This is a genomic window from Chroococcidiopsis sp. CCALA 051 (assembly GCF_003015105.1).
GTDB lineage: Bacteria > Cyanobacteriota > Cyanobacteriia > Cyanobacteriales > Chroococcidiopsidaceae > Chroococcidiopsis > Chroococcidiopsis thermalis.
On record NZ_PYCI01000047.1, the window covers coordinates 1 to 12,563 of the forward strand.

Genomic DNA, 12,563 nt, shown 5'->3' on the forward strand with positions numbered 1-12,563 from the left:
CCCCACGACCGAAGGGAGTGGGGATTAGGGGGCGAAGGGGGACAAGGAAGCAATTCTAGCCACCAGCCACTAGCTACTAGCCACTCCCAATTACCAATTACCAATCACCAATTACCAATCGTCTTAGGAGATCCAAGTCGGTTACAGCAGATTGTTTGGAACCTGCTTTCCAACGCAATCAAATTCACTCCATCCGGCGGGCGCGTAGAAGTGAAATTGCAATTATCAACAGTAGCGCCCACAACAACTATCAGGGAACAGGGAACCTGGGAGTGCAGGGAGCAGGGGGAAGAGGGCAGAGGAGCAGAGAAGCAACAACTATCAACCGTTAACTGTCAACCTTCACAGAGTTTAGCGTTAGCGTCTACGACCGACAACCAACAACCAACAACTAACTACGCCCAAATCGCAGTTACAGATACCGGAATTGGTATTAGTGCTGAATTTTTGCCCCATATATTCGATTATTTTCGCCAAGCAGATGCATCGATTACTCGCAGTTATGGCGGTTTAGGTCTGGGTTTAGCAATAGTACGTCACTTGGTAGAACTGCATGGGGGAACAGTCTGCGCCGAAAGTCTAGGAGTCGGACAGGGAGCAACATTTAGAGTTATGTTACCCCTGCTGGAGAATTCGGAATTCGGAATTCGGAATTCGGAATTCGGAATGAATCACACCCGTACGGGCGGGTTTGGAAACCCGCCCCTACCGATTCCCGACTCTCGACTTAATAACATCCGAGTATTAGTTGTAGAAGACGATCGCGATACGCGAGAATTTTTAGCGCTGACTCTAGAAGAATATGGGGCGCAGTCAATCGTAGTTGATTCGGCAGTAGCAGCACTAGAAGCGTTGGAAAAATCGCTACCAGATATTTTAGTGAGCGATATTGGGATGCCAGCCACAGACGGCTATACATTTATCCAGAAAGTCAGGGCATTACCGCCAGAACAAGGCGGACAAATTCCCGCGATCGCACTTACAGCATATGCTAGAGAACAAGACCGCGATCGCGCGATCGCCGCAGGTTTCCAAATTCATCTTGCCAAACCAGTCGTTTCCGATGAATTAGTAGAGGCGATCGGGCAATTAATCAGTGACCAGTGACCAGTGACCAGTGACCAGCGATCGGTTAACCATCAACCATCAACCATCAACAAATATAGAGATAGAGATAGAATGATTTTCTGTTCTCTTTGCGCAACGTCCTTATGTCTGCCACTCCTGCCGCACCTTTTTCCATTGAAGAAATCGCTGCTGAAGGCATTAAGCCGGAAGAATACGAAGAAATTGTCAGAAGACTAGGACGACACCCTAATAAAGCAGAGTTAGGCATGTTTGGTGTGATGTGGTCGGAACATTGCTGTTACAAAAATTCTCGACCGCTATTAAAACAGTTTCCTACTACTGGTAAACGCATTTTGGTAGGACCAGGCGAAAATGCAGGTGTTGTCGATTTGGGTGACGGGCTGCAACTGGCTTTTAAAATTGAATCGCACAATCACCCTTCAGCCGTAGAACCATTTCAAGGGGCTGCAACTGGAGTCGGAGGCATTCTAAGAGATATTTTTACGATGGGGGCGCGTCCCATTGCCTTACTTAACTCTCTGCGCTTTGGTTCCTTAGATGATGCCCGCACCAGACAGCTATTCAACGGTGTGGTTGCAGGAATCTCTCATTACGGTAACTGTGTGGGAGTCCCCACAGTCGGGGGAGAAGTCTATTTCGATCCGGCATACTCTGGTAATCCCTTAGTCAATGTGATGGCACTAGGGTTGATGGAAACACCAGAAATTGTCAAATCGGGGGCATCTGGTACTGGCAACCCAGTGTTATATGTCGGTTCCACTACTGGACGCGATGGTATGAAAGGGGCAAGTTTTGCCAGTGCAGAATTGAGCGAAGAGTCAGAACAAGACCGTCCCGCCGTGCAAGTGGGCGATCCGTTTTTAGAAAAATCTTTAATTGAAGCGTGTTTAGAAGCATTTAAAACTGGAATTGTCGTTGCAGCCCAAGATATGGGTGCGGCTGGAATTACCTGTTCGACATCCGAAATGGCAGCTAAAGGCGGGGTAGGAATTGAATTCGACCTCGATAAAATTCCCGTGCGCGAGACGGGCATGGTTCCCTATGAATATCTGCTCTCGGAATCTCAGGAACGGATGTTATTTGTCGCCCACAAGGGCAGAGAACAGGAATTAATCGATATTTTCCACCGTTGGGGACTTCATGCTGTCGTGGCTGGTACGGTAATTGAGCAGCCAATTGTCAGAATTTTATTTAAGGGCAAGGTAGCCGCCGAAATTCCTGCTAACGCATTGGCAGAAAACACACCCCTCTACCACCGAGAAATATTGAGCGAACCACCAGAATATGCCCGTAAAGCTTGGGAGTGGCAGGCTGAATCTCTACCAACCTGTACCATTGCTGGAATTGAAATTCACGCTCAGCACCAAACTTGGAACCAGATATTACTAACTTTACTCGATACCCCAACGATCGCCTCTAAACGTTGGGTTTATCGTCAGTACGACCACCAAGTCCAAAATAATACAGTCATCTTTCCCGGTGGTGCAGATGCCGCAGTGATTAGATTACGCCCTGTTGAAGAAGTCAAAAGTCAAAAGTCAAAAGTCAAAACTAATTCCGAATTCCGAACTCCGAATTCCGAATTCTCCAAAGGCGTAGCCGCCACAGTCGATTGCAACCCGCGTTACGTCTATCTCGATCCTTATGAAGGTGCAAAGGCAGTTGTTGCAGAAGCCGCCCGTAATTTAAGCTGTGTAGGGGCGGAACCAGTTGCGGTGACAGACAACCTCAATTTTGGTAGTCCAGAAAAACCAATTGGTTATTGGCAACTTGCAGAAGCTTGTCGCGGTTTAGCAGAAGCCTGCCAAGAATTCCAAACCCCCGTAACTGGCGGAAATGTCTCTTTGTACAACGAAACCTTCGACTCTGAAGGCAAGCCACAACCAATCTACCCTACTCCCGTAGTTGGGATGGTGGGCTTAATTCCCGATTTATCTAAAACCTGTACCCAAGGCTGGCAAACCGAAGGCGATATTATTTATCTTCTGGGACTTCCACTGAAATCTAAAATCACACTGGGTGCATCCGAATATCTTGCCATAATACACGGCGTAGTTGCCGGAAAACCCCCACAAATAGACTTTGACCTCGAACGGCGCGTTCAAGCTACCTGTCGAGAAGGCATTCAACAAAGTTGGGTCAAATCAGCGCACGACGTTGCTGAAGGTGGATTGACAATCGCCCTTGCCGAAGCCTGCATCAGTACTGGATTGGGTGCTGAAATTAATCTGGGGTTAACCGACGATTTACCGCAACGCTGGGATGAAATTTTATTTGGTGAAGGTGGGGCGCGAATTTTGGTTTCCGTCGCACCACAACATCAACAAGTATGGGAATCCTACTTAACAGAGCAACTGGGAGATAATTGGCAAAAACTCGGTCATGTCGGCAGTTCTAACGCAGATTTAGAGGTTTTCACAACCGATCGCCAGGCGATCGTAACCGCTACGATTGAGATGATGCGCGATCGCTTTTTCAATGCTATCGAACGGCGGCTATCTGACTCAGCTACCCTGCCGTAGCTAAGTGACAAAAAAATAATTGACCAAAATCTTGCTCTTAACAAAATTTATGACGATACTGTTGTATGTATCTTGATTAACATTTTTTTAAGTATTAGTTAATGTTTTCAAACTCATGAGTTTGGATTATCTAGTTCGCCAAGTCAATTCCACAAAGTCAACTCGCCGCTCAGGAGCAACACTGTAGCATGGATTTCTACCAGCCCACTTCAGGAAGTATGCAGGATGTAAGTCACAGTATGGACATGCGATCGCTTCATCCTTCAGAACCCTCTGACAAGCAAGAAGAAGCTTGCGGCGTTTTCGGCATTTACGCACCCGCAGAGGACGTTGCCAAACTTACTTACTTCGGTTTGTACGCCCTACAACACCGAGGGCAAGAGTCAGCCGGAATTGCTACGTTTGACGGCACGACAATTCACCTACACAAAGAAATGGGGCTGGTTTCTCAAGTCTTTAACGAGTCAATTTTGCAACAAATGCCTGGTAGGATGGCAGTCGGTCATACCCGTTACTCTACTACTGGCTCTAGTCGGGTAGTGAACGCCCAGCCTGCGGTGGTCGAAACTCGCTTAGGCAGTTTTGCCTTAGCACATAATGGAAATTTAGTCAATACTAAAGCTTTACGAGACGAATTACTCCAGCGGCAGTGTAACTTTAACACGACGACAGACTCAGAAGCGATCGCCTTTGCGATCGCCGAAGCAGTTAACGATGGCGAAGATTGGTTAGATGGGGCAATTACCGCTTGCAAACGCTGCCACGGCGCTTTTAGTTTAGTGGTCGGAACCCCAGCAGGGTTGATGGGAGTGCGCGACCCGAACGGCATTCGTCCCCTTGTCATTGGCACGTTGGGCAACAATCCCCATCGCTACGTTTTAGCTTCTGAAACCTGCGGTTTAGATATTATTGGTGCAGAATACCTGCGAGACGTAGAACCAGGCGAACTAGTATGGATTACTGAGGCAGGCATAGCCTCCTATCACTGGGCGCAACAACCCCAGCGTAAACTATGCATCTTTGAGATGATTTACTTTGCCCGTCCAGATAGCGTCATGCACAACGAAAGCTTGTACACCTATCGCTTGCGATTGGGCAGACAACTGGCAAAAGAATCTCTTGTAGAAGCAGATATGGTCATGGGCGTACCTGATTCCGGTATCCCCGCCGCGATTGGCTTTTCTCAAGCCTCTGGGATTCCCTATGCCGAGGGGTTGATTAAAAATCGCTACGTTGGGCGCACCTTCATTCAACCAACTCAAATGATGCGCGAGTCAGGCATCAAAATGAAACTGAATCCCCTCAGAGATGTCTTGGCTGGAAAACGAGTCATCATCGTCGATGATTCTATCGTGCGCGGAACGACCAGCCGCAAACTCGTTAAGACACTACGCGAGGCGGGTGCAACAGAAGTGCATATGCGAATTTCCTCCCCTCCTGTCACTCATCCCTGTTTCTACGGCATTGACACGGATAATCAAGACCAGTTGATTGCTGCGACTAAATCAGTGGAAGAAATTGGCAAACAAATTGAAGTCGATTCCCTCGCCTACCTCAGTTGGGAAGGAATGCTGTTAGCCACAGGAGAAGACCCTAATAGTTTCTGTTCGGCGTGTTTCACAGGCGATTATCCCGTCGTCGTACCCGAACTCTTGAAGCGTTCTAAGTTGATGCTGGAAAAGTCGTCGGTTTGATCCAAAGGCAGTAGAGACTTTCCGTGAAAAGTCTCTACTGTATACATTCATTTGAACGGGCGATCGCAGCAGTCAGGTTTTTTATTGCCTGCATTTTTCGATAAGCCAGAAGAGTTTATAGCAATTCTCGATTGTGTGGATAACATTTGTAGGGGCGCACAGATGTGCGCCCCTACCAGACGTGTATTGCATCCAATTGAAAACCGCTATAGACGTTACATATAACATCTCTACATGTTAACTATCAAGCCATTCTAATATTTGTGCATTGACCAATTCTGGAACTTCATCGTGAGGACAATGACCAGCATTAGGAATGGGAACAATCTCAACATTGTGCCCCTTCTCCTTTGCTTGTTGAAAAATCTTAGCACCAGTAATTGGTGTCCAAGGATCGTCCGCACCCCAAATCACCAAGAGAGGATGCTGGACATTCGGTAAAAGTTCTGCAATGGTGGGACCAGGAGGCGCAGCTAAAATGGAAGCAAATACTTGTTGCGCTCCGGGGTCACAGGAAGGCGCATGTAAAATATCTACTAGTTCATCTGTTACGGCTTCTCGGTTGCGGTAAACCTGAAGTAAAGTCCGGCGAATCTGGGGCTTTTGGCGAACCCGATTGAAAATAATTTTTCCCGTAATTTGAGAACGTACCAAGCGATTAAACGCCGACATCACCACTCGTAAAGGTGGATTGAGTTCGTGGGGACGGTGAGATAATCCTCCCGCACAGTTAATTAAAATTCCCCCAGCAGCTATTTCTGGATGGTTGGCAACTGTCATCAAGCTTAGCAGCGCCCCAATCGAGTTACCGACAAATACCGTAGGCTTTTGAATATGTTCCGTCCAAAAATCTTTTAGTAGTTCTTGCCATACTTCCATCGTGTAGTTTAGTGGTGGCTTATCAGAACCACCAAAACCAAGTAAGTCTATGGCAAAGACTCGATAACCACCAGCCGCCAACGCGGGGATATTCTTGCGCCAATGTCCAATCGAAGCACCGAAGCCATGTACGAGCATCAAGGGGTTACCCTCGCCCATGACGGTATATTGAATCTTATAGCCTTGCCAGTGCCAAATCTGTTTCTCGATAGATGCTGTCGATGCTAGCTGCGGAGTAATCACGAGGGGATATGAAGATTTATGAATGGTTGTCTTCATAAATCATACATATTTTTGCTAGACGTGCCAGAGTTGCGAGTGGAGAGTAACGCCAAGTACAAGCAAATATTACTGTAAGAGAATAACTTGTTTACGAGGATGCACGCTCGGATTAAGCTAAATCCCAATCGTTATTTTTTTATTGACCGAACCCCATGAACAGACGCGATTTATTGATCTTATCTGCTGGTGTCGCTACTACACCTCTACTGGTACAAGCAGGCAAGGGCAACACTCAAACCAAACCTACAGCCAAAGGCGAAACAATTACTTTAGGTAAAGATTTACAGGGATATTACGTTCGTCCCCAAGGCAGCGGCACTTTTCCCGCCATCATGGTTTTCATGGAGGCATTTGGCTTAAACCCGAATATTAAAAATGTCTGCGATCGCTTTGCCCAAGCTGGCTATGTTGCCCTTGCCCCAGATTTCTATCATGGCGATGTTTATGACTATAAAGACTTACAAGCAGCAGTAGCCAAACTGAAATCTTTAAACGACGACACCGTAATGGCTGAAGTCGGACAAGGTTTAGACTTCTTAGCCAAACGCCAGGAAGTAGCTGCCGATAAAATTGGCGTAACGGGTTTTTGTATGGGTGGCAGACACGCATTTCTAGCCAATGCCGCTCACGCCGATCGCTTTCAAGCAGCAGTAAGTTTTTATGGTAGTGGCATCGCCGTGGACAAAATAGGACGCAAACCTTTACTCGATCGAGTTGATGCCATGCGATCGCCCATTATGTTAATTTACGGCGCGGATGATGAGATGATAGCCGCCGACGAACACGCCCGTATTAGCCAAGCCCTTTCCCAAGCCAAAAAACGTTACATTCTCACCGTCTTTCCCAACGCCGGACATGGCTTTTTAAGCGATCGCCGCGACAGCTACGCCGCCGAACCAGCCAAAGAAGCATGGGAAATGACGATGAATTTCTTTCAACAGTATTTGAAATGATAATGGGTAATGGGTAATGGGTAATGGGTAATGGGTAATGGGTTGATGGTTGATGGTTGTTTGTCGCTCCTCTGCTTCCTCTGCTTCCTCTGCTTCCTCTGCTTCCTCTGCCCCTCTGCCCCTCTGCCCCTCTGCTCCCTCAGCTCTCTTCTGCGACTCCCCTTTAGCCCTTTTTATACAAGTATGTAGTTTAACTAGTTGCACACTATGCTGTTGCTCCGCTAGCCTAACTAAATTAGTCTAGCTGTCCGATTTATATGGAAGTAATACACCCTTACTGTGCGGGTTTGGATGTCCAGAAAAAAGCTGTACTGGCGTGCTGTATTACCTCAAACTCAAAAGGAGAGAGGGTAAGTCAGACGCACAGCTTCAACAATAAAGTGCCGGACTTACTAGCTTTATCTGATTGGCTAGGAAGCAATGGCGTGACTCATATCGCATTAGATATTACTGGTGAAGACTGGAAAACGGTTTATCACATTCTGGAAGCTAATTTTAGCGTTTTAGTTGTCAATGCCCAGCGGATCAAAGATGTGCCAGGACGTAATACCGATACGCCGGATTTTGAATGGCTAGCCGAATTGCTGCGTCACGGTTTGATCCGCAACAGTTTTATTCACCCCGTACCGCAAAGAGACTTACGAGACTTGATGCGCCAGCGTCATTTCTTAGTCAAAGAACGCCTGAGTGTGGTCGATCGCCTTTACAAAGTTTTAGAATCAGCCAACGTTAAACTCGTATCTATGGTTAGCGATATCATGCATATTTCTGCCCGTGCTTTACTAGTGGCGATCGCCGAAGGAGAAACGAATACTTCTAATGTCAGCGATATCGCGATCGATCTACGCCAGCAGCAGCCGCAGGATTCCTATTTTCAACCCGTGCGATCGCACCATCGGTTCCTAATTGCCAATCACCTAAATCACATTGATTTTCTCGATCGGCAGATTGGCATTTTTAATGACAAAATTGCTGAATACGTGCAAAAGCGAATCGTTCGCGTCACAACTTCTGGCACGAATCAAGTACAACCATCCACCCATGCTACTGCTAACTCCGTGCAAACTGCCAAACTCATTCCCAGTTGGGAAGAGGCTTTAGCAGCTTTCTTAAACGGAGGTAGAATCTAAAAATTTTAGATTTGAGATTTTGGATTATAGTCCGAGCAATGGCTTTCTCTTAAATAAAAGTTTGCTGTTGAGGATGCTTGCTGTCGCTCGGCAATCCACAATATCTGCTGAAATAATTTCTCAATACCTTCAAGTTCCAACATCAATTCCAACATTTAGTCACCATTTGATTGACCAAATCAATTCAGAACTCAAAGTTAATTTTGACTTTTGACTTTTGACTTTTGGAGCAGCAACTTGACTGGAGGAGTCTACGTAATTTTTCAGGGACAACAAATGAAAGCTTGGCTATTATAGTAGCGACCATTACCCAGGTGAGGGGTGTTTGCTATGGCTCGCTATACTTGTTCGTTTACAGTTGCAGATGATGTAGAGTTTTTGCGCCAATTATTGAGTCAAGTTTTGCACTCGTGCCATTTAGATATTCAACACGATAAAAGCGATTACATGATGGCGCGAGAACGTCTCGGTCAAGTCTCGTTTTCAAAGCTAGTCAAGGTGGAAGCACTCATCGATAAAACTACCGCTACTACCTCAGCAACACGGGTAAATTTGATTGTAAAAAATGAAGAACTACCACTTCAAACAGATAATCACTGCTATCAAATATTTAATTTAGTCAAGCAGGCGATCGTAGATAATTGCCAATGGCAGTTAGTAGAAACTGCGGTTTAGTCGATTCAGATCGAAGCCTTCTACCTTCTGCCTTCCTGCATGAGTTTGCATCCAGTTTGCTGTTTTGCGAATTGGTCTAATCGTCAAAATCTGGCATCATATTGGGTCCAATCAGCGTCACGTCATATTCATCTAGTGGCGCTGAGGGAATAGTATCGCGTTTGAGGAGATAGTAGATTGCCCGTACCCTCGGACCAAAAACAACTTCATCCTCATCTTGCAGGTCGTGGACTTGAAGCTTGCGACCGTTAATTAATAATCCATTAGCACTCGGCTTGCCCTTAGCATCACCGTCTACAATTCGATAGAAGGAACTGCCATCCTCCTGTGGCAATCGAACTAAAGTGGCATGGCGGCGAGATACAAACTGTGAAAACAGCCGGATATCGCAGCGGGAGTCTCTACCAATAGAATAAACAGGACCGTCTAAAACAAACTCTTTGCGCCCCTGATCGTCTTCTATAATTAGTAGATGGTTCTGATTGGGTTGTGAAGGCATTGAAAGCGGGTTGTGATTTGTTGTAGGTTTTGACTCTCTAGAATATGTAACCTTTTGAGGTATCCATTACTCAACCACACTCTTGAGTAATCATTCTTGACCTAGTTTAACCTCGATTAGTTGAGATCGAGTCTATTTTTTAAACGACGTAATAACAAGGAGTTACTGACGACACTAACAGAACTAAATGCCATCAGCGCTCCCGCCGCCGCAGGACTGAGGACGAATCCCGATATTGGTAGTAATACACCTGCTGCGATGGGAATTCCGCAAACATTGTAAGCAAATGCCCAAAATAGATTTTGGCGAATTTTGTTAAATGTCGCTCTACTGAGATGAATTGCTTCCACAACATCGGTTAATTTTGTTCCCATCAGCACGATCCCAGCCGTCTCCATCGCTACATCTGTTCCAGCTTGCAAGGCAATCCCCACATCAGCTTGAGCTAAGGCTGGCGCGTCGTTGATCCCGTCTCCAATCATGGCGACGACTGAGAAAGAATTCGGAATTCGGAATTCGGAATTCGGAATTAATTTTGAATTTTGAATTGTTCCGTTGTCTCCTTGTCCTCTTATCCTTCTTTGCTGAAGCTCCTGAATCACTCCTGCTTTTCCGTCGGGGCGGATATTGGCGAAGACTTGCTCGATTCCCAGTTGTCGGGCGATCGCACTCGCAACTTCTTGTCTATCTCCAGTTAAAATAATGACTCTCAGCCCCATTTTTTGCAGGCTCTCAACGGTTTTCTTTGCCTCTGGTCTGGGGGTATCCATCACCGCAATTAGACCTGCTAACTGCCCCGCTACAGCAATGTAGATCGTTGTTTTACCTGCGGCTGCAAGTGTTTGAGCTTGGGTTTGCGTGGCTTCATCGATCGCTATTCCCTGTTGAGTTAACCAGTCTTCATTACCCAGGAGTACCTGTTGTCCTTCGATTACAGCAGATACTCCCAATCCTGGTGCGGTATGAAATTCGCTAGCTGCTGGAATTGATAAACCCTGTTGCTTGGCTTCCTGTTGAATTGCTGTCGCTAGGGGATGAATCGATCCGCTTTCCGCCGCTGCTGCTAATTGTAGGAGTGAGGAGTGAGTGGCTAGTGGCTGGTGGCTAGTGGCTAGATCTTCTCCCTTGTCGCTGTCTTCCCGACTCCCGACTTCAATACAATCAGTCACCACGGGACACCCAGTGGTTAGGGTTCCAGTTTTATCAAATACTACCGTATCTAATTGGTGTACTCGTTCGAGGACATCCCCACCTTTAATTAACAATCCCCGTTCGGCTGCCATACCCGTACCGACTAAAATTGCTGTAGGAGTGGCGAGTCCCAAGGCGCAGGGACAAGCAACAACCATCACCGCGATCGCTAGTTTTAAACTGAGCAATAAGGGAGAATAGTGCGTAGGAGCGCACGGCTGTGCGCCCGTACAGAAGTGGTGCGTGGCGTAGTAATGAGCTAAATGTTGAGTGTGTAGCGAGTGATGCGCGTGATGCCAATCTGTCACAGTTAAGACATCAGACCAAATATGAGTGCCGAAAAAGTACCAAAAGGTAAATGTTAAAGCTGCAACTGTTAGCACGCTGTAGGTAAAATAACCAGCTACCGTATCGGCTAATTTCTGCACTGGAGCCTTACGGGTTTGGGCTGCTTCTACTAATGCCACAATTTGAGATAGGGTGGTATCCTTACCTGTACGAGTGGCGCGAATGGCGATCGCACCCGATTGATTTAACGTCCCCGCTGCTACGGTGTCCCCGATTTGTTTCATCACGGGAATCGATTCCCCTGTCAGCATCGACTCATCTACAGTTGTTTGTCCGAGCGTCACTTCCCCATCCACGGGAATTTTTTCCGATGGTAAGACTTGCAACCATTCTCCAACACGGACGCGATCGGCAGGAATTTCAATACTCGTATTTTGTCCCTGGGACGTGACTTTTTCTGGATTTGGAATTAATCGTGCAACTTGGGGTTGTAGTGCAAGTAGATTTCTAAATGCGGTGGCGGCGCGTCCTCTGGCTTGTTGTTCTAACGTCCTGCCCAGTAAAATAAATCCCAGTAACATCACTGGTTCGTCAAAGAAGCACTCCCAACCTAGTTGAGGGAAGAGTAAAGCTATCAGGCTTGCCGTATATGCCGTTAGTGCGCCTAAGCCCACTAAAGTATTCATATTCGGCGCATTGTGACGTAATCCTCGCCAGCCATCTACTAAAATTTCTCGTGCTGGTAGAAGTAGGGTAACTGTAGCTAAGCCGCAGTGAAACCAAATATTACTTAAAATCGGTAAGACTGGTCCGCCTAACTCGCTTAAATGCCCGATACTAGAGAGAACGAGCAGTATGGATGCTACTGTCAGTTGTCTCTGTGCCGATCGCATTTTTTGGCGATGTTTTTCTTCAACATCTTCGCCAACATTTGTTTGTGCTGTTTCCGCCGTCCTGGCTTGCGTTGCAAATCCCGCCTCTGTTAATCTTTCAGCTAAGGCGACTGGTTCGACTGCACCAGATTCGCACTCTACAACTGCAACTTCCGTCACCAGATTCACGCAAGCAGAAATTACGCCGGGATGTTGAGATAATTGTTTTTCTACAGTTTTGACACACCCCGCGCACTTCATTCCCTGGACATCCAGAGTAATGCTTTCGGTTGACGTGGCGATCGCGCTAGTATCTACTGGCTGTGGTTCGGTTTTGGGAACGAGTTGCATAGAATGACTGTGGGAGTAGCAAAAACTCTCAGTACCTATCCACTCTAGCGTTTATGCTGCCAGTGGAGAAGGCTGTATTAGATAATTCGTTGTTGAACATTTGATTTCTCTACTTCCTTTTTAAGAGAAAGCTAATAT

General features: G+C 46.6%; 10 protein-coding genes. 6 read left to right on the forward strand and 4 right to left on the reverse strand.

All coding sequences use genetic code 11. From position 1 onward, the window contains the following. The 3 genes from C7Y66_RS13430 to purF form a co-directional block, all read left to right on the forward strand. A partial coding sequence (locus C7Y66_RS13430) for an ATP-binding protein (protein ID WP_146149784.1) occupies nucleotides 1-1,107 on the forward strand: 1,107 nt, incomplete at its 5' end. Between the two features lie 104 nt (nucleotides 1,108-1,211). Next, on the forward strand, nucleotides 1,212-3,611 hold the full coding sequence (gene purL / locus C7Y66_RS13435; RefSeq protein WP_106545962.1) for a phosphoribosylformylglycinamidine synthase subunit PurL: 2,400 nt from the start codon (nucleotides 1,212-1,214) through the stop codon (nucleotides 3,609-3,611). Between the two features lie 218 nt (nucleotides 3,612-3,829). Further along, nucleotides 3,830-5,305: an amidophosphoribosyltransferase gene (purF, locus tag C7Y66_RS13440; RefSeq protein WP_370143941.1), complete on the forward strand. Its 1,476-nt coding sequence runs from the start codon at nucleotides 3,830-3,832 to the stop codon at nucleotides 5,303-5,305. Nucleotides 5,306-5,542: 237 nt separating this feature from the next. On the opposite strand, the gene C7Y66_RS13445 is transcribed toward purF, so the two are convergent. Continuing rightward, nucleotides 5,543-6,463, reverse strand: coding sequence for an alpha/beta fold hydrolase (locus C7Y66_RS13445; RefSeq protein WP_233222671.1), 921 nt, complete (start codon nucleotides 6,461-6,463; stop codon nucleotides 5,543-5,545). A gap of 155 nt (nucleotides 6,464-6,618) precedes the next feature. Between C7Y66_RS13445 and C7Y66_RS13450 the strand changes: the two genes are divergently transcribed. Next, on the forward strand, nucleotides 6,619-7,419 hold the full coding sequence (locus C7Y66_RS13450) for a dienelactone hydrolase family protein (protein ID WP_199197417.1): 801 nt from the start codon (nucleotides 6,619-6,621) through the stop codon (nucleotides 7,417-7,419). On the opposite strand, the gene C7Y66_RS30520 is transcribed toward C7Y66_RS13450, so the two are convergent. Then, nucleotides 7,330-7,623, reverse strand: a complete 294-nt coding sequence (locus C7Y66_RS30520; protein ID WP_146149785.1) for a hypothetical protein — start codon at nucleotides 7,621-7,623, stop codon at nucleotides 7,330-7,332. The two genes, C7Y66_RS13450 and C7Y66_RS30520, sit on opposite strands and share 90 nt — an antisense overlap. Nucleotides 7,624-7,676: 53 nt before the next feature. On the opposite strand from C7Y66_RS30520, the gene C7Y66_RS13455 reads away from it, so the two are divergent. Together C7Y66_RS13455 and C7Y66_RS13460 are read left to right on the forward strand one after the other, a co-directional pair. Further along, the gene (locus C7Y66_RS13455) at nucleotides 7,677-8,549 is read left to right on the forward strand and encodes a transposase (protein WP_106545964.1); all 873 of its coding nucleotides are present in this window, start codon (nucleotides 7,677-7,679) and stop codon (nucleotides 8,547-8,549) included. 330 nt (nucleotides 8,550-8,879) lie between these two features. Continuing rightward, complete coding sequence (locus C7Y66_RS13460; RefSeq protein ID WP_106545965.1) at nucleotides 8,880-9,224, forward strand: hypothetical protein; 345 nt, start codon at nucleotides 8,880-8,882, stop codon at nucleotides 9,222-9,224. Between the two features lie 76 nt (nucleotides 9,225-9,300). On the opposite strand, the gene C7Y66_RS13465 is transcribed toward C7Y66_RS13460, so the two are convergent. Both C7Y66_RS13465 and C7Y66_RS13470 read right to left on the reverse strand, forming a co-directional pair. Next, nucleotides 9,301-9,723 carry an FHA domain-containing protein gene (locus tag C7Y66_RS13465; RefSeq protein ID WP_015157263.1) on the reverse strand — a complete coding sequence of 141 codons (423 nt, stop codon included), beginning with the start codon at nucleotides 9,721-9,723 and terminating at the stop codon, nucleotides 9,301-9,303. A gap of 116 nt (nucleotides 9,724-9,839) precedes the next feature. Then, nucleotides 9,840-12,425, reverse strand: coding sequence for a cation-translocating P-type ATPase (locus C7Y66_RS13470; protein ID WP_106545966.1), 2,586 nt, complete (start codon nucleotides 12,423-12,425; stop codon nucleotides 9,840-9,842). Nucleotides 12,426-12,563: the final 138 nt, after the last annotated feature.

Bases quoted from the DNA above. Each gene is read 5' to 3' on its own strand.
- C7Y66_RS13470 (WP_106545966.1), bottom strand. From the start codon at position 12,425: ATGCAACTCGTTCCCAAAACCGAACCACAGCCAGTAGATACTAGCGCG.
- C7Y66_RS13465 (WP_015157263.1), bottom strand. From the start codon at position 9,723: ATGCCTTCACAACCCAATCAGAACCATCTACTAATTATAGAAGACGAT.
- purL (WP_106545962.1), top strand. From the start codon at position 1,212: ATGTCTGCCACTCCTGCCGCACCTTTTTCCATTGAAGAAATCGCTGCT.
- purF (WP_370143941.1), top strand. From the start codon at position 3,830: ATGCAGGATGTAAGTCACAGTATGGACATGCGATCGCTTCATCCTTCA.
- C7Y66_RS13455 (WP_106545964.1), top strand. From the start codon at position 7,677: ATGGAAGTAATACACCCTTACTGTGCGGGTTTGGATGTCCAGAAAAAA.
- C7Y66_RS13460 (WP_106545965.1), top strand. From the start codon at position 8,880: ATGGCTCGCTATACTTGTTCGTTTACAGTTGCAGATGATGTAGAGTTT.
- C7Y66_RS13445 (WP_233222671.1), bottom strand. From the start codon at position 6,463: ATGAAGACAACCATTCATAAATCTTCATATCCCCTCGTGATTACTCCG.
- C7Y66_RS13450 (WP_199197417.1), top strand. From the start codon at position 6,619: ATGAACAGACGCGATTTATTGATCTTATCTGCTGGTGTCGCTACTACA.